19 protein-coding genes are annotated in these 26,093 nt (G+C 38.4%); 8 read left to right on the plus strand and 11 right to left on the minus strand.

Annotated features, from left to right (window positions below; translation table 11 throughout):
- Positions 1 to 110: 110 nt before the first annotated feature.
- Positions 111 to 2,774, plus strand: coding sequence for a hypothetical protein (locus tag PCY70_RS13155; protein ID WP_305767793.1), 2,664 nt, complete (start codon positions 111 to 113; stop codon positions 2,772 to 2,774).
- Between the two features lie 525 nt (positions 2,775 to 3,299).
- Here the strand turns inward: PCY70_RS13155 and PCY70_RS13160 are convergent.
- From PCY70_RS13160 to PCY70_RS13170, 3 genes are all read right to left on the minus strand, one after another.
- On the minus strand, positions 3,300 to 3,485 hold the full coding sequence (locus PCY70_RS13160) for a hypothetical protein (protein ID WP_010166667.1): 186 nt from the start codon (positions 3,483 to 3,485) through the stop codon (positions 3,300 to 3,302).
- 759 nt (positions 3,486 to 4,244) lie between these two features.
- Positions 4,245 to 4,430 carry a hypothetical protein gene (locus tag PCY70_RS13165; RefSeq protein WP_305767795.1) on the minus strand — a complete coding sequence of 62 codons (186 nt, stop codon included), beginning with the start codon at positions 4,428 to 4,430 and terminating at the stop codon, positions 4,245 to 4,247.
- A 2,874-nt stretch (positions 4,431 to 7,304) separates the two neighbouring features.
- Positions 7,305 to 7,490, minus strand: a complete 186-nt coding sequence (locus PCY70_RS13170) for a hypothetical protein (protein WP_305767797.1) — start codon at positions 7,488 to 7,490, stop codon at positions 7,305 to 7,307.
- A 2,153-nt stretch (positions 7,491 to 9,643) separates the two neighbouring features.
- Here PCY70_RS13170 and PCY70_RS13175 point away from each other — a divergent pair.
- A complete protein-coding gene (locus PCY70_RS13175) occupies positions 9,644 to 10,057 on the plus strand; it encodes a flavodoxin domain-containing protein (protein ID WP_305767799.1) in 414 nt (137 codons plus the stop codon).
- Positions 10,058 to 10,134: 77 nt separating this feature from the next.
- Positions 10,135 to 10,761: a flavodoxin family protein gene (locus tag PCY70_RS13180; RefSeq protein ID WP_305767801.1), complete on the plus strand. Its 627-nt coding sequence runs from the start codon at positions 10,135 to 10,137 to the stop codon at positions 10,759 to 10,761.
- Positions 10,762 to 10,822: 61 nt separating this feature from the next.
- Here PCY70_RS13180 and PCY70_RS13185 read toward each other — a convergent pair whose 3' ends face one another.
- The 8 genes from PCY70_RS13185 to PCY70_RS13220 all read right to left on the minus strand — a co-directional run bounded on the left by PCY70_RS13185 (position 10,823) and on the right by PCY70_RS13220 (position 13,470).
- Positions 10,823 to 11,134, minus strand: coding sequence for a hypothetical protein (locus PCY70_RS13185; RefSeq protein WP_305767803.1), 312 nt, complete (start codon positions 11,132 to 11,134; stop codon positions 10,823 to 10,825).
- The gene (locus PCY70_RS13190; RefSeq protein WP_305767805.1) at positions 11,106 to 11,249 is read right to left on the minus strand and encodes a hypothetical protein; all 144 of its coding nucleotides are present in this window, start codon (positions 11,247 to 11,249) and stop codon (positions 11,106 to 11,108) included. Before PCY70_RS13190 ends, PCY70_RS13185 begins: the two co-directional genes overlap by 29 nt.
- Positions 11,250 to 11,303: 54 nt before the next feature.
- Positions 11,304 to 11,447 (minus strand): hypothetical protein, encoded by a 144-nt coding sequence (locus PCY70_RS13195; RefSeq protein ID WP_305767807.1) that lies wholly within the window; start codon positions 11,445 to 11,447, stop codon positions 11,304 to 11,306.
- Between the two features lie 169 nt (positions 11,448 to 11,616).
- Positions 11,617 to 11,760 carry a hypothetical protein gene (locus tag PCY70_RS13200; protein WP_305767808.1) on the minus strand — a complete coding sequence of 48 codons (144 nt, stop codon included), beginning with the start codon at positions 11,758 to 11,760 and terminating at the stop codon, positions 11,617 to 11,619.
- 304 nt (positions 11,761 to 12,064) lie between these two features.
- Positions 12,065 to 12,187, minus strand: coding sequence for a hypothetical protein (locus PCY70_RS13205; protein WP_305767810.1), 123 nt, complete (start codon positions 12,185 to 12,187; stop codon positions 12,065 to 12,067).
- A 156-nt stretch (positions 12,188 to 12,343) separates the two neighbouring features.
- Positions 12,344 to 12,616, minus strand: coding sequence for a hypothetical protein (locus tag PCY70_RS13210; RefSeq protein WP_305767812.1), 273 nt, complete (start codon positions 12,614 to 12,616; stop codon positions 12,344 to 12,346).
- A gap of 157 nt (positions 12,617 to 12,773) precedes the next feature.
- Positions 12,774 to 12,911, minus strand: coding sequence for a hypothetical protein (locus tag PCY70_RS13215; protein WP_305767814.1), 138 nt, complete (start codon positions 12,909 to 12,911; stop codon positions 12,774 to 12,776).
- Between the two features lie 166 nt (positions 12,912 to 13,077).
- Positions 13,078 to 13,470: a hypothetical protein gene (locus tag PCY70_RS13220; RefSeq protein ID WP_305767816.1), complete on the minus strand. Its 393-nt coding sequence runs from the start codon at positions 13,468 to 13,470 to the stop codon at positions 13,078 to 13,080.
- Positions 13,471 to 13,541: 71 nt separating this feature from the next.
- Between PCY70_RS13220 and PCY70_RS13225 the strand changes: the two genes are divergently transcribed.
- From PCY70_RS13225 to PCY70_RS13245, 5 genes are all read left to right on the plus strand, one after another.
- Positions 13,542 to 14,048 (plus strand): hypothetical protein, encoded by a 507-nt coding sequence (locus PCY70_RS13225; protein WP_305767818.1) that lies wholly within the window; start codon positions 13,542 to 13,544, stop codon positions 14,046 to 14,048.
- A 73-nt stretch (positions 14,049 to 14,121) separates the two neighbouring features.
- A complete protein-coding gene (locus PCY70_RS13230) occupies positions 14,122 to 14,853 on the plus strand; it encodes a hypothetical protein (protein ID WP_305767820.1) in 732 nt (243 codons plus the stop codon).
- Positions 14,837 to 15,265 carry a hypothetical protein gene (locus tag PCY70_RS13235; protein ID WP_305767821.1) on the plus strand — a complete coding sequence of 143 codons (429 nt, stop codon included), beginning with the start codon at positions 14,837 to 14,839 and terminating at the stop codon, positions 15,263 to 15,265. Before PCY70_RS13230 ends, PCY70_RS13235 begins: the two co-directional genes overlap by 17 nt.
- Positions 15,266 to 15,394: 129 nt before the next feature.
- Entirely contained in the window at positions 15,395 to 15,802 is a 408-nt protein-coding gene (locus tag PCY70_RS13240; RefSeq protein WP_305767823.1) for a hypothetical protein, read from the plus strand.
- A gap of 379 nt (positions 15,803 to 16,181) precedes the next feature.
- A complete protein-coding gene (locus PCY70_RS13245; RefSeq protein ID WP_305767825.1) occupies positions 16,182 to 25,472 on the plus strand; it encodes a hypothetical protein in 9,291 nt (3,096 codons plus the stop codon).
- Positions 25,473 to 26,093: the final 621 nt, after the last annotated feature.

Below are 26,093 nucleotides of genomic sequence, written 5' to 3' on the forward strand. Positions count from 1 at the left end.
AAGATGCACAAAAAAAATAAGAGGGGCAAAAAGCCTCTCTATTTTTTGAATTTAAAAAATTTTGTCGCAACGGAGAGTTGCAACTCATTGATTGAAAAGGGGATGAATTAATGGCTAAGAAATATCAAAAGCAAATTGCTATTTTAGCAACAGGAGTTATTTCTATCGCATCTAATAATGTTATTGCTTCTAATATAGGTGATAGCCTAACATATGGCTACGCAAATACGTTACCCAATAACACTGCTGTTTGGGGAAAATATGGTACTGATACCTCGACCTCATTGATAGAAGCAATGAAGCTGGCCGCCATTAACGCATCGGTTACTGGTGATTCGAAGTTTACAAATACTAAAAAACATCTCGATGCGACCTATGCAGAATACATCGCTGCGGCTAGACCTGATAATCATACCGAGAAGACGTCAACTTTGGAGCTGCAAATAGCAAAAGCAATGCTGGGCTTAGATCCTAATATGACTTTACCAGCCATAATTAGAGCGGATGTTGAACCTAAAATTTATATCTATAAAAATGCGTCTAAAGCTACCACAAAAGCAAAGGCTACTCAAATCGAAGTGGCCACGGCTACAACTATAGAAAATCCTCGAGAAGGCTTCAGTGATGATGCAACATATTTTATTGCCCCAGCTATTCTTAATACCGCGCCGTCGCCAGCAAAAACTTGGACTGTATTTCCAACTGGCACCGGGTTACCTACTTCTATTCCTAAAAAATACATACTGCAAACTGTTGCGAATGAAAAGCTGAATGAGTTAAATGCCGCATACAAACAATATGATGGAATGGATTTCCAAAATGGTTCGGTGACAGCAGCAGCAGCCAATATAGCTGCAGCTAAAATTACTGCAGCTATAGAAGATGCTGCTCAATGCGAAACCAAGGAAGCTTACGCCAAGGTTGTTGCAACAATCAGGACATACGTTGATAAAATCATTCCATCAGTTGCGGAAATTATTACGAGTTCGAAAGATGGAGCGGACGTTCCAGCTACATTACTATGGACATCCGATGCTCATAAGCGCAAGATTGTTGCGGTTGCCGATGATGCCGCCAGTTTCTTGGACGAGCACGTTGCCGATCCGAATGTGAGCAACTCGCTCAGTGAAGCGCTTGAGATATTGGCATACACCCAGGTTGAGTATCAAAAATTTTATGGGCACAACATCAAAGGTGAGAAGCTCGAGATCACTCCTTATGTTCAAGCGGGTACTGAAGGTATCGAATTGGCGAATTTGCGCGCTGCCATTCAAGTTGCGATCGAATCTATTAACAATCTTTCGTATCTACCGGGTGCAACCCCGCCTGCGACGACATACACTGATCAGCATGGATTGAGTGGCGCAGCGTATCAAGTAGGTGCCGGAGATATTCATGTTTCAAATAAATCTGACGGCGTCGATGTACCGCTTAACACTCGCTGGATATATATCGATGCTGTGGAAAACTTTGCTAATGAGATTGCAGTTGCGCAAAAAAGTTTACAATCTAGCGATCAAAGCGATGCTGTACAAGCAGAAGCCGCATTAACTAAGGCGGTAGCGAATTTCGTTGCATCTGAACATGCAGAAAAAAATGTTCTCACTCCAGCGGCGCTTGCATATAACGAGGCACTTAGCAATCTCAATGCTGCAATCACTCAGGCGTATACTACTATCGGGCTCGCAACCGGTGAGTCTGGCCCGTTAGCTTTGCCGCATCTGGTTAAACTTAGCATTTTGGGCGACGGTAGTGATATCGACTCAGGTACCAAGTGGATCAATACAAATCAGTTCAATTCTTTCAAAGCTGCCATTGACAATGCGCAGAAGCTTCTCTCGACTGCAACAACCGCTCAGCTAAATAGATCATTCAAAACTCTTAAGCGTGCAGCGGCCAATTTGGTTTCCAATATTAAACGAAATGGAGATGGCAAGTCGGCGAAGATGTTAGCTCAGGTTGAAATTTTAGAGGAGACCATTAGTGTGGCACACAAAATATTATTTGGTGCTGATGGTCGAACTCCGGTTTTTGCGTCGGCAACGGGCAGAGATGTTCCAAACGATTCACTCTGGATGGCACCATCTCGAATTGCAGAGCTAAACCATCAGATCGATCTTGCAAAGGCGACACTTGCTAACATTAGTACGACCACACTAAAAACTATCTATAACAACATTCGGTCGCTCCGGACTTCTATTGCGTCTGCAAACAAATTATTAAAATTAGGAACATTGGATGCAAATTCTGGAGCTGCATACGCGGCAAAATCTAGGGTGCGTCTAATTCAGCTTATCGATCAAGCTGCACAATACACAAGATATGCAACTAGCGATGATCAGGGAGTTGACGTTGATGATGGCATTATTTGGATTACTGAAGAGGATATAGATCATTTCATCACTCACGAGGGAGACGAAAAATCAATGTCGCCAAAGGATTTCATCGAGGCAGAACATAAGGTAGCAGCAGCCGCGCTAAAAGCCAACGTATATATAAATGCCAGAGCGGCAACAAACCTAGCGACCGCGGTGGCGCATATAGAGTCGGCGATCAAGCAGTTCGAACTCGTTCTTTCTAACAGGTTGCCAAATGATAGCGCGGACGCACCTGCGGGAGTATTATATAGTGGCGTAGGTGTAGCAGATTCACTCGCCAAAGCAGTTACGGGGCCAGAAAATAGTATAGCATACATCGAGGAAGATACCGACGCGGTTGCCGAAGTAGACGACGATGCTATAGCCAAATATGATGATGGTGAATTTACGATTTAGCTATCGGGGCTTTATATGCCAAAGTTGCTAAAGATAGGATTACTAAAAGAGAAAAAAATTATATTGGATGTTTAGGATTGGATTTTATAGGCAATACTTAAAATCATGAAGAATATCTTGAGAAGGTTGATCATTCATGGGCTTAGTGTTAAGCTCTAGAGATACCTTTTTATTTTTAAAATCCATATAAAATTTAAATGGAGTTTTAGAAAGTATCAAAATAACAAAAGGCTTACGCATAATTAATTGTGTGTGGGCTTTTTTCAGTTGCGAAAGATAGGGCTAAAGATAGGATTAGTAAAAGAGAAAAAAATTATATTGGATGTTTAGGATTGGATTTTATAGGCAATACTTAAAATAGAAAGCACGAATGAGTGCTTTCTAGAATGTTTTAATTGGACCATGAAAGTATTTTAAGATAAAGAGAGTATTTTTGTCAAATTAAATATTTTTACTCTCATTTGTCATGCATTTATAATAGGTGACATCATCTATATGAGATGAAAGTTACCTGTTTATATTTACTTACTCAGAATGATCTTCAAAATCTTCACGAATAATATCGTTAGAAGGTTGATCATTCATGGGCTTAGTGTTAAGCTCTAGAGATACTTTTTTATTTTTAAAATCCATATAAAATTTAAATGGAGTTTTTGAAAGTATCAAAATAACAATAATAATTGCTAAAGCTATAGCTTGTACGTCGCTCATCATGGCCCCCCCTTTCTGTGGTAATCTTTCCACAGTCCGAAGTGGGGAACATACAACCACCGCACCCTTCTGTATGCGGTATATTTGAAAAGCATTGTTTATTGAGCGGCCCGCTTTTCTATGAATATACTCTATATCCGCCTCAATATTAGAGTAATTATATTATACAATTATTACACAAATAATACTACTGTGAAATTTAGGAAATATATGTGATATGATTGTGAATTACAAATGCGATGGGGAATGAGAATAATTGTAAAAAAGATTTCGACTGGATGTTTAGGATCGGATTTTATGGGCAATACTTAAAATTGATATTACTCAGAATGATTTTTAAGAAAAATATCTTCAGAAGGATGATCATTCATGGAATTAGTATTAAGCTCTAGAGATACTTTTTTATTTTTAAAATCCACATAAAATTTAAATGGAGTTTTAGAAAGTATCAAAATAACAAAAGGCTTACGCATAATTAATTGTGTGTGGGCTTTTTTCAGTTGCGAAAGATAGGGCTAAAGATAGGATTAGTAAAAGAGAAAAAAATTATATTGGATGTTTAGGATTGGATTTTATAGGCAATACTTAAAATAGAAAGCACGAATGAGTGCTTTCTAGAATGTTTTAATTGGACCATGAAAGTATTTTAAGATAAAGAGAGTTTTTTTGTCAAATTAAAAATTGTTACTCTCATTTGTCTTGAATTTATAATAGGCGTACATCATCTATATGAGATGAAAGTTACCTGTTTATAGAGACTTACTCAGAATGATCATTAATATCTTCAAGAAGAATATCTTCAGAAGGCTGATCATTCATGGGCTTAGTGTTAAGCTCTAGAGATACTTTTTTATTTTTAAAATCCATATAAAATTTAAATGGAGTTTTTGAAAGTATCAAAATAACAATAATAATTGCTAAAGCTATAGCTTGTACGTCGCTCATCATGGCCCCCCCTTTCTGTGGTAATCTTTCCACAGTCCGAAGTGGGGAACATACAACCACCGCACCCTTCTGTATGCGGTATATTTGAAAAGCATTGTTTATTTAGCGGCCCGCTTTTCTATGAATATACTCTATATCCGCCTCAATATTAGAGTAATTATATTATACAATTATTACACAAATAATACTACTGTGAAATTTAGGAAATATATGTGATGTGATTGTGAATTACAAATGCGATGGGGAATGAGAATAATTGTAAAAAAGATTTCGACTGGATGTTTAGGATCGGATTTTATGGGCAATACTTAAAATTGATATTACTCAGAATGATTTTTAAGAAAAATATCTTCAGAAGATTGATCATTCATGGGTTTAGTATTAAGCTCTAGTGATACTTTTTTATTTTTAAAATCTATATAAAATTTAAATGGAGTTTTAGAAAGTATCAAAATAACAAAAGGCTTACGCATAATTAATTAATTAATTGTGTGTGGGCTTTTTTCAGTTTCGAAAGATAGGGCTAAAGATAGGATTAGTAAAAGAGAAAAAAATTATATTGGATGTTTAGGATTGGATTTTATGGGCAATACTTAAAATTGATATTACTCAGAATGATTTTTAAGAAAAATATCTTCAGAAGGCTGATCATTCATGGGTTTAGTATTAAGCTCTAGTGATACTTTTTTATTTTTAAAATCTATATAAAATTTAAATGGAGTTTTAGAAAGTATCAAAATAACAAAAGGCTTACGCATAATTAATTGTGTGTGGGCTTTTTTCAGTTGCGAAAGATAGGGCTAAAGATAGGATTAGTAAAAGAGAAAAAAATTATATTGGATGTTTAGGATTGGATTTTATAGGCGATACTTAAAATAGAAAGCACGAATGAGTGCTTTCTAGAATGTTTTAGTTGGACCATGAAAGTATTTTAAGATAAAGAGAGTATTTTGTTCAAATTAAAAATTTTTACTCTCATTTGTCTTTCGTTTATAATAGGCGTACATCATCTATATGAGATGAAAGTTACCTGTTTATAGAGACTTACTCAGAATGATCATTAATATCTTCAAGAAGAATATCTTCAGAAGGTTGATCATTCATGGGTTTAGTGTTAAGCTCTAGAGATTCTTTTTTATTTTTAAAATCTATATAAAATTTAAATGGAGTTTTAGAAAGTATCAAAATAGCAAAAGGCTTACGCATAATTATTTGTGTGTGGGCTTTTTTCAGTTGCGAAAGATAGGGCTAAAGATAGGATTAGTAAAAGAGAAAAAAATTATATTGGATGTTTAGGATTGGATTTTATAGGCAATACTTAAAATAGAAAGCACGAATGAGTGCTTTCTAGAATGTTTTAATTGGACCATGAAAGTATTTTAAGATAAAGAGAGTATTTTGTTCAAATTAAAAATTTTTACTCTCATTTGTCTTTCGTTTATAATAGGCGTACATCATCTATATGAGATGAAAGTTACCTGTTTATAGAGACTTACTCAGAATGATCATTAATATCTTCATGAAGAATATCTTCAGAAGGCTGATCATTCATTGGCTTAGTGTTAAGCTCTAGAGATACTTTTTTATTTTTAAAATCCTATATAAAATTTAAATGGAGTTTTTGAAAGTATCAAAATAACAATAATAATTGCTAAAGCTATAGCTTGTACGTCGCTCATCATGGCCCCCCCTTTCTGTGGTAATCTTTCCACAGTCCGAAGTGGGGAACATACAACCACCGCACCCTTCTGTATGCGGTATATTTGAAAAGCATTGTTTATTTAGCGGCCCGCTTTTCTATGAATATACTCTATATCCGCCTCAATATTAGAGTAATTATATTATACAATTATTACACAAATAATACTACTGTGAAATTTAGGAAATATATGTGATGTGATTGTGAATTACAAATGCGATGGGGAATGAGAATAATTGTAAAAAAGATTTCGACTGGATGTTTAGGATCGGATTTTATGGGCAATACTTAAAATTGATATTACTCAGAATGATTTTTAAGAAAAATATCTTCAGAAGGTTGATCATTCATGGGTTTAGTATTAAGCTCTAGTGATACTTTTTTATTTTTAAAATCTATATAAAATTTAAATGGATTTTTAGAAAGTATCAAAATAACAAAAGGCTTACGCATAATTAATTGTGTGTGGGCTTTTTTCAGTTGCGAAAGATAGGGCTAAAGATAGGGATTAGTAAAAGAGAAAAAAATTATATTGGATGTTTAGGATTGGATTTTATAGGCGATACTTAAAATAGAAAGCACAGATGAGTGCTTTCTAGAATGTTTTAATTGGACCATGAAAGTATTTTAAGACAAAGAGAGTTTTTTTGTCAAATTAAAGATTTGTACTCTCATTTGTCTTTCGTTTATAATAGGCGTACTTCATCTATATGAGATGAAAGTTACCTGTTTATAGTGAAGTTACTCAGAATGATCATTAGTATCTTCAGAAGGCTGATCATTCATTGGCTTAGTGTTAAGCTCTAGAGATACTTTTTTATTTTTAAAATCCATATAAAATTTAAATGGATTTTTAGAAAGTATCAAAATAACAAAAGGCTTACGCATAATTAATTGTGTGTGGGTTTTTTTCAGTTGCGAAAGATAGGGCTAAAGATAGGATTAGTAAAAGAGAAAAAAAATTATATTGGATGATTAGGATTGGATTTTATAGGCAATACTTAAAATAGAAAGCACAGATGAGTGCTTTCTAGAATGTTTTAATTGGACCATGAAAGTATTTTAAGACAAAGAGAGTAGTTGTATCAAATTAAAAATTTGTACTCTCATTTGTCTTTCGTTTATAATAGGCGTACATCATCTATATGAGATGAAAGTTACCTATTTATAGTTAATCACTCAGAATGATCATTAATATCTTCAAGAAGAATATCTTCAGAAGGCTGATCATTCATTGGCTTAGTGTTAAGCTCTAGAGATACTTTTTTATTTTTAAAATCTATATAAAATTTAAATGGAGTTTTTGAAAGTATCAAAATAACAATAATAATTGCTAAAGCTATAGCTTGTACGTCGCTCATCATGGCCCCCCCTTTCTGTGGTAATCTTTCCACAGTCCGAAGTGGGGAACATACAACCACCGCACCCTTCTGTATGCGGTATATTTGAAAAGCATTGTTTATTTAGCGGCCCGCTTTTCTATGAATGTACTTTATATTTGCCTCAATATTAGAGTAATTATATTATACAATTATTACATAAATAATACTACTGTGAAATTTAGGAAATATATGTGATATGATTGTGAATTACAAATGCGATGGGGAATGAGAATAATTGTAAAAAAGATTTCGACTGGATGCTTAGGATCGGATTTTATGGGCAATACTTAAAATTGATATTACTCAGAATGATTTTTAAGAAAAATATCTTCAGAAGGTTGATCATTCATGGGTTTAGTATTAACCTCTAGTGATACTTTTTTATTTTTAAAATCTATATAAAATTTAAATGGAGTTTTTGAAAGTATCAAAATGCAAAAGGCTTACGCATAATTATTTGTGTGTGGGCTTTTTTCAGTTTCGAAAGATAGGGCTAAAGATAGGGATTAGTAAAAGAGAAAAAAATTATATTGGATGTTTAGGATTGGATTTTATAGGCAATACTTAAAATAGAAAGCACAGATGAGTGCTTTCTAGAATGTTTTAATTGGACCATGAAAGTATTTTAAGACAAAGAGAGTAGTTGTATCAAATTAAAAATTTGTACTCTCATTTGTCTTTCGTTTATAATAGGCGTACATCATCTATATGAGATGAAAGTTACCTATTTATAGTTAATCACTCAGAATGATCATTAATATCTTCAAGAAGAATATCTTCAGAAGGCTGATCATTCATTGGCTTAGTGTTAAGCTCTAGAGATACATTTTTATTTTTAAAATCCACATAAAATTTAAATGGAGTTTTAGAAAGTATCAAAATAACAAAAAGCTTACGCATAATTAAATGTGTTTGGCTTTTCAGTTGCGAATATAGGGCTAAAGATATGATTAGTAAACGAAGAAAAAGATTAATTGATGTTAGGATGGATTTATAGCATATTTAAATGAAAGCCGAATGATCTTTCTTTAGATATTGTTTAGTTGATATGAAGTTTTTAAGCATTAGAGAGTGATTTCAAATATAAGATTTTTACTCGTAATTGATTGATTATAATAGGTCTACTCAGTCTAATGTGAGATATAATACCTGTTTAGTTGAACTACTCAGATATGATCATTATATCTCAAGAAGAAATCTTCAGAAGCTTGATCATTATGGCTTTAGTGTAAGGTTCTTTAAGAATTTATTTTATAAATTCTATAAAATTTACAATATGGAGTTTTTTGAAAGTACTAAATGCAAAGCTTACGGCACGCATAATTAATTTTGTGGCTGTTTCAGTTGCTGAAAGAAGGTCTATAAGATAGGATTATAAAAGAAAAAAATTATATGGATTTTAGATTGATTATATGCAATTCTAAAATAGGAAAGGCACGAATATGCTTGCTAGAAATTTTAGTTGACCAATTAAAGTATTAAAAAAAGAGTGTTTTGAAATTAAAATTGTAATGTTGCTCATTTATTTAGATATAATGGGTAAGCTTCATCTATATGAGAGAGAGTTGTATTTTAGTCTAATTCAGAAATATAGTAAAATTTCACGAAGATATATTCATAAGTTGATCATTGTAGGCTAGTATGAGTGTTTCTCTCTCTTATTGTAAGCTTTTAATGTTAGTAGGGAACATACAACCACCGCATCCTTATGTATGCGATATATTTGAACAGCATTGCTTATTTAGTAGCCCGCTTTTCTATGAATGTACTTTATATTTGCCTCAATATTAGAGTAATTGCATTATATAAGTATTACATAAATAATGGTGTAGTAAAATCTAAGTGATATATGTGATAGCCTTGCAGAATGCGATGAAAATGAAAGTAACATTAAAAATATATTCAACCGACAGTAAAGTAAATTTGCATGTTTATTTTTTGCTCACTCATATTTTGCGTATCTCCTCAGATTTTTTTGTGTTATTGACCAAAGTGCATCAACGCTATATAATAAGAAATACAAAATTGATTACTAAAATTAATTATTAAAAAATATGTGAAACCGTAGATTATTGCGAAAAAATGTGCTATCATTTTTTATTTACAATAACATGAGAAAGAGGTATCAAAATATGAAAACTAAAGTTGTGTATTTTACAAAATCTGGGCATACAGAAACAATAGCCAAAGCAATTGCTGAGGAGCTAAATACAGAAGCCTCTACTATAGATGATCCATTAACAGAGCAAGTCGACATATTATTTTTGGGCGCATCTTTGTATAAGATGGGGATAGACAAAAAGGTTCTTGCGTTTGTTGACAGCTTAGATGCGACCAAGATAGGAAACGTTGTATTATTCTCAACATCAGCGCTATCAGATAGTGGGTATGGCAAGTTGAAGAAGCGACTAGAAGATAAAGGTATTTCGGTGCGTAGCGAGCACTTTCATTGCAAAGGCGCGTTTATGCTATTAAATAAGCATCGCCCTAATACTGACGATGTCATTGCAGCTAAAAAGTTTGCCAGTGACATTGTACAAAGCTAAAAGCTAACCTATTATAATTTTTTATAAAAAATACAGTTTGGATATAGTGAGCATATAAAAAATTGGAGTGTGTAAATATGGCAAAACTTATAGGTTTTTCAGGAAGTCCAATGCCTAATAGCAATACCGATAAAGCTGTTATTAAAATTTTGGAAGAAAGTGGTGTTGAGTACGAATTTATTAAGCTCAGTAAACTGAATATTGCACCCTGTAGAGCTTGTAAGGCATGTGTTAAAGATAATATTTGCAAAGTGAAAGACGATTTTCCGGCACTGGCCGAAAAAATGAAAGAAGCAGATGGCTATGTCTTTGGCGTCTATACTCCTTATATGATGGCTGATGCGTTCAGCAAAAGTTTATTAGAGAGAATGTGGTCTATGCGTCACAATACTGCATTAAACGCTGGCAAATTATGTATATCAGTAGTTAATTCCTGTGTCCCTGCATTAGCAGATTCGGTGCACGACGCCATTGCGATGGAGAACAAGATGGAAGACATGATAAATGTTGGACGCCTAACTATAGCAGGAAAGCCGCCATGTATTGGATGCGGTTCGGGGCATACATGCATCAAAAGCAATGCGCTAAAGGAATTAAACGGAAACCCGGATGGTGCGCATTTGTTTGTAAAATTGGAAGATCAAAAAGAAGTCTACGAGAAGGCCAAAGAATTGGGTCAAGAGTTAGGTAGAAGATTAAGATAAAAAATATAGCCACCGCTGATTCTATTACAGTCGGTGGTTTTTTTGATCAGCCATCGCTCGATCAAGCCGCCACACAAATCGATGATACATAAACTGAAGCGTCACGAGACAACAAAGCTCCCATCGCTGAAACTTCAATAATGGTGGGAGACGTGTTCCAAGATTTGCCATCGCTCGAACAAGCTGCCACACAAATCGATAATACATAATCTGAAACCTCCCGACAACAAAGCTCCCTGCGCTGAGTTTGCCATCGATCGATCAAACTGCCACACAAATCGATAATACATAATCTGGAGCCTCCCGACAACAAAGCTCCCTGCGCTGAGTTTGCCATCGTTCGATCAAACTGCCACACAAATCGATAATACATAATCTGAAACCTCCCGACAACAAAGCTCCCATCGCTGAAACTTCAATAATGGTGGGAGACGTGTTCCAAGATTTGCCATCGCTCGATCAAACTGCCACACAAATCGATAATACATAATCTGAAACCTCCCGACAACAAAGCTCCCTGCGCTGAGTTTGCCATCGTTCGATCAAGCTGCCACACAAATCGATAATACATAATCTGAAGCCTCCCAACACCAAAGCTCCCATCGCTGAAACTTCAATAATGGTGGGAGACGTGTTCCAAGATTTGCCATCGCTCGAACAAGCTGCCACACAAATCGATAATACATAATCTGAAACCTCCCGACAACAAAGCTCCCAGCGCTGAAACTTCAATAGAGGTGGGAGACGCGTTCTAAGATTTACCATCGCTCGATCAAACTGCCACACAAATCGATATACATAATCGAAAAACCTCCCGACAACAAAAGCTCCCGCGCTGAGTTTGCCATCCCTCGATCAAGCTGCCACACACATCGATGATACATAATCTGAAACCTCCCGACAACAAAGCTCCCATCGCTGAAACTTCAATAATGGTGGGAGACGTGTTCCAAGATTTGCCATCGCTCGATCAAGCTGCCACACAAATCGATAATACATAATCTGAAACCTCCCGACAACAAAGCTCCCATCGCTGAAACTTCAATAATGGTGGGAGACGTGTTCTAAGATCTGCCATCGCTCGATCAAGCCGCCACACAAATCGATGATACATAATCTGAAGCTTCACGACAAAAAAAACTCCCGTCGCTGAGATTTCAATAGCGGCGAGAGACGCGTTCTAAGATTTACCATCGCTCGATCAAACTGCCCACACAAATCGATTATACATAATCTGGAGCCTCCCGACAAAAAAGCTCCCATCGCTGAAATTTCAATAGTGGTGGGAGACGTGTTCTAAGATTTACCATCGCTCGGTCAAGCTGCTACACAAATCGATTGTTCTAAGATTTGCCATCACTCGATCAAGCTGCCACACAAAACGATGATACATAATCTGAAGCCACGAGACAACCAAACTCCCCATCGCTGCAACTCCAATAGTGGTGGGAGACGCGTTCTAAGATTTACCATCGCTCGATCAAGCTGCCACACAAATCGATGATACATAATCTGAAGCTTCACGACAAAAAAAACTCCCGTCGCTGAGATTTCAATAGCGGCGAGAGACGTGTTCTAAGATTTACCATCGCTCGATCAAGCTGCCACACAAATCGATAATACATAATCTGAAACCTCCCGACAACAAAGCTCCCATCGCTGAAACTTCAATAATGGTGGGAGACGTGTTCCAAGATTTGCCATCGCTCGAACAAGCTGCCACACAAATCGATAATACATAATCTGAAACCTCCCGACAACAAAGCTCCCATCGCTGAAACTTCAATAGCGGCGGGAGACGTGTTCTAAGATTTACCATCGTTCGATCAAGCTCCCACACAAATCGATAATACATAATCTGAAGCCTCCCAACACCAAAGCTCCCATCGCTGAAACTTCAATAGTGATGGGAGACGTGTTCTAAGATTTACCATCGCTCGATCAAGCTGCCACACAAATCGAAGATACATAATCTGAAACCTCCCGACAACAACCCCCCGGCGCTGAGTTTGCTATCGCTCGATCAAGCTGCCACACAAAGCGATGATACATAATCTGAAGCCTCCCAACAACAAAGCTCCCGGCGCAGAGTTTGCCATCGCTCGATCAAGCTGCCACACAAATCGATGATACATAATCTGAAGCTTCACGACAACAAAGCTCCCATCGCTGCAACTTCAATAGAGGTGGGAGACGCGTTCTAAGATTTACCATCGCTCGATCAAACTGCCACACAAATCGATAATACATAATCTGAAGCTTCACGACAAAAAAAACTCCCGTCGCTGAGATTTCAATAGCGGCGAGAGACGTGTTCTAATGTTTACGTTTTGACTTTGGACGCATTTGAGCCACGTTAAGTTTGAGTTCCGTGATTTCAATATCTTTTTTAGTGATTTCTATATCTCTTTCAGCAATTGCTATTATCTTCTCAGCAACTACAACGTCTTTTTCAGTGATCGCGATGACTTTTTCGGCTGTTATACGCTTGAGCTCAGCGATTTCGATATCTTTTTTGGCAAGTGCAATATCCTTTTTTGCGATCGCTATAATCTTTTCAGTTATTATAATGACCTTTTCGGCGATTGTATTACGCAGTTGTGAATCCTCATGACGCAGTTGTTTGTTTTCGTGACGCAATTGTTCGTTTTCGCGTAAAGCAAATTCGAGATCTATATCCACTTCAGATTTGTTATATATGGTACTCATAATATTTACCTTTTTCTTCCATTTAATCTATTTCTTAATCTTTTTCTGTATTATCACAATAGATGGCATAAGTGTCAAGGGGTATAATCACAAAAACTACAAGAGTCGCCATCTTAGCTGTTGCCGCACGATCAGCTGTTACTGCGATGATCTTCTCGGAAACTACGACGTCTTTTTCGGTAATCGCGATCATTGCTGGCTTTCATGACACCATTGCTAGATTTCGTGACGCCGTTTCTAGTTTTCATGACGCAGTTTCTAGTTTTCATGACGCAGTTTCTAGTTTTCATGACGCAGTTTCTAGTTTTCATGACGCAGTTTCTAGTTTTCATGACGCAGTTTCTAGTTTTCATGACGCAGTTTCTAGTTTTCATGACGCAGTTTCTAGTTTTCATGACGCAGTTTCTAGTTTTCATGACGCAGTTTCTAGTTTTCATGACGCAGTTTCTAGTTTTCATGACGCAGTTTCTAGTTTTCATGACGCAGTTTCTGGCTTTGATGAGGCCGTTGTTCGTTTTCGCGTAAAGCAAATTCGAGATCTATCTCCGGTTCAGATTTGTTATATATGCTACTCATAACATCTGCCTTTTTCTTCCATTTAATCCTTTTCTTCTATTTAATATGGCGCCGTTGCTAGTTTTCGTGACGCCGATGCCTGGTTTTCAAGACGCAGTTGCCTGTTTTCATGACGCAGTTTCTAGTTTTCATGACGCAGTTTCTAGTTTTCATGACGCAGTTTCTAGTTTTCATGACGCAGTTTCTAGTTTTCATGACGCAGTTTCTAGTTTTCATGACGCAGTTTCTAGTTTTCATGACGCAGTTTCTAGTTTTCATGACGCAGTTGCCTGTTTTCATGACGCAGTTGCTAGCTTTCATGACACCATTGCTAGATTTCGTGACGCCGTTTCTAGTTTTCATGACGCAGTTTCTAGTTTTCATGACGCAGTTTCTAGTTTTCATGACGCAGTTTCTAGTTTTCATGACGCCGATGCTAGCTTTCGTGACGCCGTTTCTAGTTTTCATGACGCAGTTTCTAGTTTTCATGACGCAGTTTCTAGTTTTCATGACGCAGTTTCTAGTTTTCATGACGCAGTTTCTAGTTTTCATGACGCAGTTTCTAGTTTTCATGACGCAGTTTCTAGTTTTCATGACGCAGTTTCTAGCGCAGTTTCTAGTTTTCATGACGCAGTTTCTAGTTTTCATGACGCAGTTTCTAGTTTTCATGACGCAGTTGTTTTCATGACACCATTGCTGGCTTTCATGACGCCGTTGCTGGCTTTCAAGACGCCGTTGCTAGTTTTTATGACACCATTGCTAGCTTTCAAGACGCCGATCTGGCTTCAAGAAGCGCCGTTTCTGTTGTTTCATGACGGACGTTGCTAGTTCTTTAATTACACCATTTGGCTGCGTTTCTGGTTTTCGTGACGCCGATGCTAGTTTTCATGACACCATTGCTAGTTTTTATGACACCATTGCTGGCTTTTATGACGCCGTTGCTTGTTTTCGTGACGCCGTTGCTTGTTTTCGTGACGCCGTTGCTTGTTTTGATGACGCTGTTTCTGGTTTTCATGACACCTTTGCTGGTTTTCATGACGCCGTTGCTGGTTTTTATGACACCATTGCTAGTTTTTATGACGCCGTTTCTGGTTTTCATGACACCATTGCTGGCTTTCAAGACGCCGATGCCTGTTTTGATGACGCAGTTTCTGGTTTTGATGAGGCAGTTGTTCGTTTTCGCGTAAAGCAAATTCGAGATCTATATCCGCTTCAGATTTGTTATATATGCTACTCATAACATCAGCCGCAAAGCAAATTCGAGATCTATATCCGCTTCAGATTTGTTATATATGCTACTCATAACATCTGCCTTTTTCTTCCATTTAATCCTTTTCTTCTATTTAATATGACGCAGTTGCTGGTTTTCATGACACCATTGCTAGCTTTCATGACGCCGGTGCTGGCTTTCATGACGCCATTGCTAGCTTTCAAGACGCCGTTGCTAGTTTTCATGACGCAGTTTCTAGTTTTCATGACGCAGTTTCTGGCTTTCATGACACCGTTGCTAGCTTTCATGACACCATTGCTAGCTTTCGTGACGCCGTTGCTAGCTTTCATGACGCCGTTGCTAGATTTCATGACGCCGATGCTAGCTTTCAAGACGCCGTTGCTAGATTTCATGACGCCGATGCTAGTTTTTATGACACCATTGCTGGCTTTCATGACACCATTGCTGGCTTTCATGACGCCGTTGCTGGGTTTCATGACACCATTGCTAGCTTTCAAGACGCAAGTTTCTGGTTTTATAAGAGCGCATAAGCGGCAAATAGTATAATCGCAAAATTGCAAATGTCGCCGTCCTAACTGCTACTACACGACCAGCTGTTACAACATGTTTCGCTACCACATATGTTGTTGCTACAAATCTTGCTGCCCTCGTACTAAAAAATCTGGTTTATATGCGAGCAAAAAACATGGATCTACAAATGGTTTTGGCCGTTTATGTTTTTTTGAGCAAAATTTTATTTTTTTGAGCAAAATTTTATCGATTACTATTTAAGTATAATGCATTTCGTCCGATATATAATTTTGAAGAAAAGTTTATTGAAATGGTTTATTTCAAAATCAAATTCTTTTCAGAAAAGGATTATTGCTACTTTTTTTTATACATATCTTACTCTGCGGAGTAGGCTTACTTAAAAGGAGATGAATTAATGGCTTTAATTGATAAATATCGAAAACAAATGGCTTTAACTATCGCAGGTGCTATTGCCATGGGACCTGTTAGTACTTTTGCAGATACTCAGACGACTCCGGCAGCTAATGTTGGTGAGCTAACTTCTCAAACAACTGTGGTGACGGGCGATGACACTACCTATGGGTATATACATGATTTACCAACTGCTGTGACTAACAATGACAATCCACTAATGATTAAAAAAGATGACCCCGAATATAAACTAGATGAACTAATACGTGAAGCTTTGTGGTTAGTTCAATTACATACATCGACTACTGATGGACTGGAATTTAAAGGTGATGGAAATGGTGCCGACGCCGAATTATACATACAGGCGGACGACGTCGCTTTTGTTGCACTTAAAAATATACTTGAAACCAACAAATTCTCTGGAGAGGGTGCTAAAGATCATGTTGCTGAACTAGTGGTTGAACTTTCCACTGCTTTAGATGCTGTTAAGAAACTTACACCTTCTAAAGGTATTGGTTCGGCTTACAAATCTGCGATCGATGGATTAAAGAAGAATATTCACTTCGTTGATGCGCATCTCGATTTTTCTGCAGCTAGAACTAGTACTACTGGAACTGCTAATCCACCTAATCCAACTAAGCCAACTGAATTAAAAGATGATTCAACTTCATTAGTTCCAATTGCAATAAGTAATAATGGAAATGATATTGCTATCGATAAATATTGGGTTACCGATACTATACATGACGCTCTTGTGAAAGCTCTCGAAGATGCGGAGACGGCTGTTCAAAGTGCCTATGCTGATGCTTATTCTACAACTGGCACACCTGCAACTACTACTACGCTTGAAGAGGTATTTGAGGATGAAGTAGAACATGGAAACGCTTCGATGGAAACATTGCTATTTCCTGAAAAGGGTGAAGATGATGCGCCAGATTTAAGCAAAGGAACAGATGTAGCGCAAACATCTGACGAAGAAAAGTATGATAAGGATACTCTAAAGGCGGCGGATGAGAAATATACTACTCTTGGAGATCTCTCTACAGCTGCAACTAATCTCGAGACTGCGTATGCAAATTATATTGCTGCTGCTAGACCTGGTAAGTATGTCGTTGACAATGCGACTCTAGAGATTTTGATCGCTAAGGCTCTTTTAGGTCGCGAAGATTTATCAAATACAGAGTTACCAAGCTCGGTTTCAACAGTTAACACGCCAAAAGTATATATCTACGTAAAAGATACTAATCAAACACCTTGCACAAAAGCAGAGGCTACTGGAATTAAAATAGCAGATTCTAATACCACAATTACAACTCCTAAAAGAGAAGGCTTCAGCGACGATGCGACATATTTTGTTGCACCAGCGATTCTGGATAATGAACCAGCGGCGGGCTCTACATGGGAACCTGCTGATGCTTTGAGTATAGGAGGCGCATCACCGACAAAATATATTTTGAAAAAGACAGCATCTGATGAGCTGAAAGACTTGAAATCAAAAGTTGAAACATACCAAAAATATGATGGACTCAATGAAAAGGGTACAATTTTAAACGGCCCGGCATATACAACAGAAATTAAAGATGGTAGTTCAGGTAAGCTTAATACCGCTATCAAGGCACTTGCTGAATTCGCATCAGATGTGCCAGTTAAATTTGCAAAAGTGAACTCTGACGACCCAGCTAAAGCAGCGGCTACCTTGGAGCTACAGAAGTATCTTATCCATCTTGGAGCAGGGGAGATACAAACTAGCACTGGAAGTACGAAAGTATTTAAAAAGATTACGACTTGGGATGAGTCAAACACTCTCAAGAAAACAGTAGTTACTGCTGATGATGCGGCTTCAACACCTGTAACTAAACCAACTGAATTTATTCCGGGTACAAATGAGATAGTGAACTATACGGCAGATGTTAGAGAGGAATTCTACTATATTTCAGCGCATCATGGGGTTGATATACCAGACGCGAGCTATTGGATACCGGCTAGCGGAAATGGCGCGACTGTTCAAACCAATCTCGCCAACGCTATTGAAGAGGGCTGGAATTTATTTACAATTTCTGCAAATACAGCACCAGAGGCAGATGGAAAATCAGCGGAAGACGCAAATAAGGAAGACACAAATAAGACTGTAGTAAATGCAGATACTACAACTGCTACTGCCGAAAAGATAAATGGTGTTATAACCAAGATTAAAACGGCGCTCAAAGCATATGATGATGCGGCACAGAAGGGTCAAAAAGAAGCCTTCGCGGAAACAACTGGGACTACTAGCGTAATCGCACGTGCTGAAGAAGCGTTAAAAACTCTTGACAAGTACGTTGCTCTACCAACCTTTGACATAGATACAACTAACGGAAAACTTAAAATCACGAAAGCAAGAACGATGGTGACCGCAAGTGATACCGTACCAGCTTTATCTGATGACGGAATTTTCAATATTACTAAAGAAGAGTTTAACAACGGATCTGATACAGCAAATGGATATGAGTGGGACAACGACAGTAACGCAACTGCTGAAGAGAAAAAACTCATCGATACTACTACAGTGAAGCAATATGTAACGCCAGATCAGGTGAATGCGTTAATCGAAGCCGCTACTCCGTTGATAAATTTTGTAGCATACAAAGATGAGTTCGCTAAGTTGCATACCGTTGGTGACGATCTACAAAATGTACTCGCAGACTATATCGACGACTACGCTACTGGAGATAAACTTCAAAAGGATATCAATGCGATCACTGATGCCCTCGCTAAATTTGAATCCGAAATGAAGCCGGTGATGTCTTATAGTACTAATAGAACTGCATTGAGTACAGCTGCGACGGGTACTAAGGATAAAGATGGTAGAGAGCTAATTAAAGTAGATGGAGATACTGTTTATATCGAAGGTAGTGCTATAGTTGTATCTGATGACGGTGGGTACACCTATAAGAAGTATACAGAATCGGATGATACATGGAGCAAGGCTACACCATTTGAAGATAACAGTACCGCAAAGTGGGTAACAACCGAACAGCTTAAAGATTACAACGACGCTATCGTGGCCGCTGAAAAAGTTATTTCAGAGACTCAACCTACACTTGCTGAAACTGGTGTAACCGGAAACGCCGCAAAAGGAGAAGTCAACTCTACTAAAACATACACCGAAGTAGAATGGGACTCTGGTGTACTTACGAAAATGACGAATGCCTTCAAATCTTCTACCGACGACTACTTCACCCAAGCGAAAGCGACATTGGATAAAGCGATGGAGGTATTCAATGCGGCGAAGTCAGCTCCAACCGATATTAAAGCTGCGACAACAGCGTATGATGATTTTGTGGCAGAAATTGGAAATCCATACACCAAACCAAGTTCTGGTACTAATCCTACTACACACACAAGTTTGGGATACATTAAAACTACTGGTCTAACTGCTCCAACTGCTCCAGCTGCTCCAGCTGATCCTAAAACGAAAATCGCAGCGAAATTATATGCATTCAAAGACGCTAACGATCAGACGAAAGTATTAAGTTACTTCCCAGTGGGTGTATACGTATCCGATGATGATAACGAATTGATCAACTCTGTTACCGAGATATTATATGGCTATACCGAGGCAGGCACAGCTGATACGGGTGCTCCAACTCACTTCGTTCATAAAAATTTAGCCGATAAATTAATCGAAGAGTACGAAGAAATTCTCGAATTCTTAAATGGTACCGACAAGGATAAGAAAACTAAAGAGCATCACTTGGCTGAATACAATAAAAATAACGACTACTTCGAGAATGAAATTGCAGATCTCCGTGCAGCGGCGAAGGCGTATGAGGAAGGTACGAAAGTTCATAAAGTTACAGCATATGAAAGTGCTTATAAAGTAGTTCAAGGCAATTTAGTAGATACTAATGGTGCATTAAACACAACTACATTTAATTTCAAAAAAGCAGATGGTCAAGCTTCCGACCTTACCGCGGCGAATGCATTTACAACGGGGACAGTTGACAGTACTAATAAAAAAATCGACATCAACAATATCGCGCTAGGCACTACAGTTAAACTTTCTACAGACGGTGTATACGTGTGTGATGAAGATGGCGAAAAAACTGCCAATGCATTAGTGGCAAACGAATACTGGGTAACGCCGGATATGTTCAAAACTCTAAAAGAGGCAATGATCGCGGCACAAAAAATCGTAAACGACGCCGTTGCTATAGACGAGAAATCGCTTAGTGGCTACTTAGAAGATCCTAAATACTTCGAGGCGCAATACAATAATACAGGTTTAGTGGATGCAGTAAAGGCTTTTGTACCAACCAAAATAGAAATGGGAACTGCTGTTGCCAATAAAGCTGATTGGACCAACAAAGCAAATGAAATTCTATACGGTAAGGATCAAAAAGTTGGCGGCGATGCAGTTGCCGGCGATGCAGTTAACGTCAATGCAGATGCACATATAAGTGATGTAACTGGCGGAACAGACGTACTCACATATGACGAGCTAAAAACAATTGGCGATGTCGACACCGTCACAGTAATATCCGAGGACGAGCTAACAGCGTTTGCTAATAAACCTGCTTCTACAACAAATGATCTTATCGTTAAAAATAACCAATATTTGGATAAAGAGTATGCTGATGCCCTAAAAGCAGCACTAGCGAAGGCAAACGCAGCTTCTCCAGAGGCGGCAGATATAGCGGAATTGGCGTTGCTTGTATTAGAGGTGGATGATCACATACAACCGATAGACGTTCACAATATGCCAAAAACTAAATTATACAATGCTTATGTGGCGGCAGAAGAGAAGAAATTATATAACGGCGGAGAAGTATTGCCAAGCTGGGCTGCTGGTGCCGATGTAATGACTACTCGCTATTGGGTACCTGCAAGTACGTTGGAGAAGATGAACGAAGAAATTACTGCGGCCAAAAAAATGTTAGATCAAACCGATAACAATTTGAATGTATCAAAAGCGGCATCTTCTCTTTCTGCAGTTGCAAAATCGTTTATTCCTAAACAGGGATTGTTATCGCAAGCCGATGTTGATGCGATAGAGGCGGCAAAGACTCCGCTACTGACTGCAATTAACATAGCTGCCAAAATGGTTGGGCAAGATGCTTATGTTGTTGATGAAGATTCCAAAAAACTTAAGTATACAAATAAGACGCACGAAGGAGATGCGGCAACTGTAGAAACTATTGCAGTGAGCGATGTTTATGGTACAGATATACATGGAAAAGATAACGACGGAAACCTAATTCCGGATGGAGGAACTCGCTGGACATCGTCGAAAGTGAGAGATGTAATGGTGGATGCGATCGCAACTGCTGTGGAGGCATATAATTTGCCAAAAGCAACAGCCGCAACTCTGGATGCCGCTTTGATAAAATTACAAATCACTAGTGCAACATTCGAGAAGAACGCGCAGTTTGGTAGTAAACAACTGTTTGCCAGCGTAACTGCAACAATCAGAAAGTATTTGTCATATGTGAATGACGGCAACTTTGAGTATAAGCTAGGTTCGAGCTCTATCATAACTCCAGCAGTTGAGGATCTAGTTATCAGTGCTAAGTATGGCGCAGATGTCGCGACTACTACGTTGTGGACTTCAAAGATTGAGCAAAGTAAATTGATAAGCGCAGCTGACAAAGCTCAGACGTTTTTAGATAATTACGCTAATCCAAATACTCCAGACAAACGCGCGACGCTGAATCAGGCAATACTTGCTTTGTCACCTATACAAAACGCCTTCGAAGAATTTTATGGTCGAGACATAAAGGGTGACGTTAAAGAAAATATTATTCCGAAAGCTCTTCGCGGTACAGATGGAATCGAGACCGCTGAGTTGCGCGAGGCCATCGTCAATGCGTATACAGCTATTAACGAACTTGCGTATATTGCTGGTGTATTGCCGCCAACTACTACTTACACTAATGCTGATGGTGTATCAAAAAATAGGTACGAATCTAATAGCGAGTACACTGAGGATTCTGCATATGTAACAGGAAAGAAAGATGGCGTCGATGTACCGATTGGTAAAAATTGGGTAACCAGTGCAGATGTTGCCAAATATGCTCTTGCTGTAAACAGTGCTCAAATCGCGTTAAACAAGTTTATGATCACCGAAGATCCAACGCAACAAATTCTAAATCTGGCAATGACCGCGTTAGACAGATCTTCCGAAGACTTTGCTAATGCCAAGAAAGTTGCGTACCAGACAATGGATTCTATTGTATATGGCACGGCAGCAGAAAATCTTAAAAATGCTATCATTCAGGCATGTAGTGTAATCGGACATGATTACAACGGAACATCTATCTCGAAATCTGCAAATACAGAATTTATAAGTGGCCCGTTGAACTTGTATTCTAAGGTAGAGTTGAGCATCTCGGGAGACGGAGGAGATGTGAGTCCATTCTATCACTGGGTTCCTGCAATAACGCTTAACGCATTTAAAGGATCGATTGTAAAGGCAAATACGGCGTTGCGAAATCCAACTGCAACAATAGCGAGTTTAGATTCTGCGTATAAAGTACTCGAGAATGCGACAGAAGCGTTCAATCGTGTAGCAATGAAAACTGAAAATCAATCTGGTAAAAATGATGAGCTTGTAGCCGAGGTTGAACAATTAGAAATTTTGATTACTAAAGCTACGGATTTACTATTTGGAGCTGACAGAAATTCTCTAGTATTTGTAAGTGCGAATGGAAACGACGTGCCAAACGATTCTAAGTGGTTACCGGCAACTATGGTGAACGCTTTGCGCGCGCAAATTACTGCAGCCGAAAATGCGATATTCAACACCAAGACTGCAACGCATTCGGAAACCGGAGTGCAAGGAACCGGAAAGACTACTATTGTGGCACTGAAAGGGCTAGTAACATCGCTAGGCAATGTTGTGAAAAACGCGTCTGCGGCACTTCAAGATGGAAAATTAAGTGTTGATCATGCTTATTCTGATGCTGTGAAAGCACGAGTGAAGTTAAAAGTATTATTAGAAGAAGTCGCACCAATGACAAAAACATGGACCAGCAAAGCGCAAGGCACCGACATTACAGACGGCGTGAAGTGGGTTACCCCAGAAAAATTGGATGGCTTTATTGTAGCTGGCGAAGAGGAGTCGATAGCGCCGGTAGAATTTATTACGAATGTGTATAAGGCAGCGAACGCCGCGTATATAAAACCGTATACAGTTGCGGGAATCGTGGAGTCCTATGAAAAAGCAATAATAGATCTTGAGGCAGCAATTAGACAATTTACTAATGTATTAAACAATAAACTTCCAAATGGCGATGACCTAGCTACAGATGACGAAGCTATTGGCGGCGTGGGTACAGAAGATGCGTTAGAGTTAGCAAAGAGAGTATTAAGCAATAGAATAGCTTTCGTGACAAACTACGTGAATTCAGTATCAGAAGTTAGCAATGTGACAGATTTCACTGCAGATGGAGAGATATATGAATTGGAAATCGGTACATCATATGCGCTCGATAACGATATTGAGGAGATGAAAGAGGCAATCGAAGCGGCTCAGGACGCAATGGATGATCTAGAGGGAACTCCAGAAGATGCCGCAAAACTAACCGCTGGATCTTTAAATGGAGTCACAGTTGATACTGGCGCTACCGCGGGTAAGGAGAGTATATTAAACATACTAAATAAGGCCTTCGATACATTTAAAGACGAGGTTACAGAAAAAGTGAAGTGGGCAGGTACGATATTGGAGCAAGCTCAGGTCGCTGTAGAAGCGATGTTCGGCGAAACGCTTCCTGTAGTTGCAGCTAATATTGAAGTTGACAATGCTGGTGGCTATACTGCTCTCGAAACTCATCTTAAAACAATGGTAGATGAAGTAATTGAAAAAGCCTATATCAACATGACTGTACCGGCTGACTCATCAGCTGGAAAGCAAAATTCTGCTACCGTTGAGACGGAAATTAAGGTTACTGTAGAAGTAACAGACGCAACAGACGCGATAGATGGAGATATGGATGAAGCTGCCGGAGAAATCGGAGAAGGTAGTGCAACAATTAAGTTGGAGTTAGAAGCAGTCGCCGGATCTGGAACAATGGCTCATAAGCTAGATCCTGTAGAAATAGAAGACTTTGAATTTGAGATTGCAGCTGCGGAGTATAAGTGGAATATGGCGAAGAAAGCAAACGCATTGGAGGCAGCCGCGAAGGTATATGGTATTAAAGATGACTTCAAGATTAACGGAGCTCTGTTAAACGACAAAACTGCAGATACAACGGAGAGAAAGGCAGTCAATGCCAAAATAGCGGTGAAAGAACTTCGTACGCATATTGAAAAATTGATTAACAATACAGATGTTGAAGTATATATCGTATCGGAGGATTTTGATGCGGATGATACTGAATTTAAAGCCGACAACATATTCGCAGAACCTACAGCAACAAGAACTCCTTTAGCAGGTACGAAAGATCCATCTGATGCGTATAACGAGGAAGATGGCACATTCATATTTAACGTAGCGTTGAGAATTACTGATGCTAAGACTACTGAAACCAACGCAATTGTAGCGACAATTAGATCTATCGCAACTGAAAATAACATCGAGTCCAAAGTTGTAGAGATTAAGAAGGATGGCGATGGCACGGGTGGTAATTCCGAAGATGCCGGTGATGATTACTATACCATAATATTTGAAGATGTATTCGAAGCAAGTGTAACGGACGCTAATTGGACAGCCGTTGAGAAGGAATCGTTGTTGAAAGCCGTTGATGCTATTGATAGTATACGCAACACCGCTCTAGCTAAGATTACGGCTGCAACCCCTGCTGACGCTAAAGCTGCAGCAAAAGAGGTGAGAGACGACATAATTGCTACATTAACTACTGAATTGGGGGGTAGTAATCATGGAGTTCAAGTATATATAGTAGAAAAAGATTTTGATGCTAACACAGATCTGAAATCTGACGAAATTTTGGCAGGATATGATGCCAATCACACTGGAACGGCTGGAGAGATTCTCGGCGCAACAGCTGCGGGCACAGATGCATATTACAAAGAGGAAAACGCTTTGGTCTATAATATAGCGTTGAGAATTCCGTATGATGCGTCATTGGCAGAAATTGAGCCACTAGCAGTGTCCACCGCCTCGCTTATAGAAGAAGTAGAGACTGACGGTCTTGCTGGTGGAGAAGATCACACAAACGGATTCTACACTGTGATATTTGAAACACCATTTACTACTCAATTTATAGAAGCAGCACCAAAAACTTCAAAAGTACCAGCAATGAATAAGTCAAAACGAAGCTTTGCTAATGCGATAATGAATTTCTTCAAACGCGGATAATTGGCGTATACAAACGATAAATCAAATAACAAACAGACGATAAATCAATAATACACAGATGATAAATCAAATAATACACAGATGATAAATAAATAATACACAGATGATAAACGCAGTTTCCCATAAGTGGATCTGCCAATGACTGCGGTGTTTTCAGGATGAATAACTTCAGGCGTTCGCAGATCTCAGACTAATTTATACCATCAAAATAGTATTGAATAGCTTAGACGAGAAATTACACTTGTACTGATTCAAGAGTTTTGACGGTACACATATATTATACCCAGACTTTGCAGCCGCACATATTGGATAAGACGAATGCTTATACTAGCCAGGCTGCGCAAGATAAAATAACGGCTGAGGAAAGAGAGTCGATAATACACGATCATATTACAGCAGAAGACAAACGCAAATAATGCACAAATGATAAACGCAGTCTCCCATAAATGGATCGATTTTTGGTATTCGCAGATCTTAGACTAATGATAGTATTAAATAAACGAGAAACTACAATTGTACTCCTATGTTATACCTGGATTTTTGCAGCTACACATATCGGATAAGACAAAAGCTTATACCGGCCATGCTGCGCAAGATAAAATGACGGCTAAGGAAAGAGAG

Origin of the sequence: Candidatus Epulonipiscium viviparus, from assembly GCF_030708075.1 — a bacterium.
Classification (GTDB): domain Bacteria; phylum Bacillota; class Clostridia; order Lachnospirales; family Cellulosilyticaceae; genus Epulonipiscioides; species Epulonipiscioides viviparus.

Coding starts and splice junctions, on each gene's coding strand:
- PCY70_RS13155 (WP_305767793.1), top strand. CDS start 111: ATGGCTAAGAAATATCAAAAGCAAATTGCTATTTTAGCAACAGGAGTT.
- PCY70_RS13160 (WP_010166667.1), bottom strand. CDS start 3,485: ATGAGCGACGTACAAGCTATAGCTTTAGCAATTATTATTGTTATTTTG.
- PCY70_RS13165 (WP_305767795.1), bottom strand. CDS start 4,430: ATGAGCGACGTACAAGCTATAGCTTTAGCAATTATTATTGTTATTTTG.
- PCY70_RS13170 (WP_305767797.1), bottom strand. CDS start 7,490: ATGAGCGACGTACAAGCTATAGCTTTAGCAATTATTATTGTTATTTTG.
- PCY70_RS13175 (WP_305767799.1), top strand. CDS start 9,644: ATGAAAACTAAAGTTGTGTATTTTACAAAATCTGGGCATACAGAAACA.
- PCY70_RS13180 (WP_305767801.1), top strand. CDS start 10,135: ATGGCAAAACTTATAGGTTTTTCAGGAAGTCCAATGCCTAATAGCAAT.
- PCY70_RS13185 (WP_305767803.1), bottom strand. CDS start 11,134: ATGTATTATCGATTTGTGTGGCAGTTTGATCGAACGATGGCAAACTCA.
- PCY70_RS13190 (WP_305767805.1), bottom strand. CDS start 11,249: ATGTATTATCGATTTGTGTGGCAGTTTGATCGAGCGATGGCAAATCTT.
- PCY70_RS13195 (WP_305767807.1), bottom strand. CDS start 11,447: ATGTATTATCGATTTGTGTGGCAGCTTGTTCGAGCGATGGCAAATCTT.
- PCY70_RS13200 (WP_305767808.1), bottom strand. CDS start 11,760: ATGTATTATCGATTTGTGTGGCAGCTTGATCGAGCGATGGCAAATCTT.
- PCY70_RS13205 (WP_305767810.1), bottom strand. CDS start 12,187: ATGGGGAGTTTGGTTGTCTCGTGGCTTCAGATTATGTATCATCGTTTT.
- PCY70_RS13210 (WP_305767812.1), bottom strand. CDS start 12,616: ATGTATTATCGATTTGTGTGGGAGCTTGATCGAACGATGGTAAATCTT.
- PCY70_RS13220 (WP_305767816.1), bottom strand. CDS start 13,470: ATGAGTACCATATATAACAAATCTGAAGTGGATATAGATCTCGAATTT.
- PCY70_RS13230 (WP_305767820.1), top strand. CDS start 14,122: ATGCCTGGTTTTCAAGACGCAGTTGCCTGTTTTCATGACGCAGTTTCT.
- PCY70_RS13235 (WP_305767821.1), top strand. CDS start 14,837: ATGACGGACGTTGCTAGTTCTTTAATTACACCATTTGGCTGCGTTTCT.
- PCY70_RS13240 (WP_305767823.1), top strand. CDS start 15,395: ATGACACCATTGCTAGCTTTCATGACGCCGGTGCTGGCTTTCATGACG.
- PCY70_RS13245 (WP_305767825.1), top strand. CDS start 16,182: ATGGCTTTAATTGATAAATATCGAAAACAAATGGCTTTAACTATCGCA.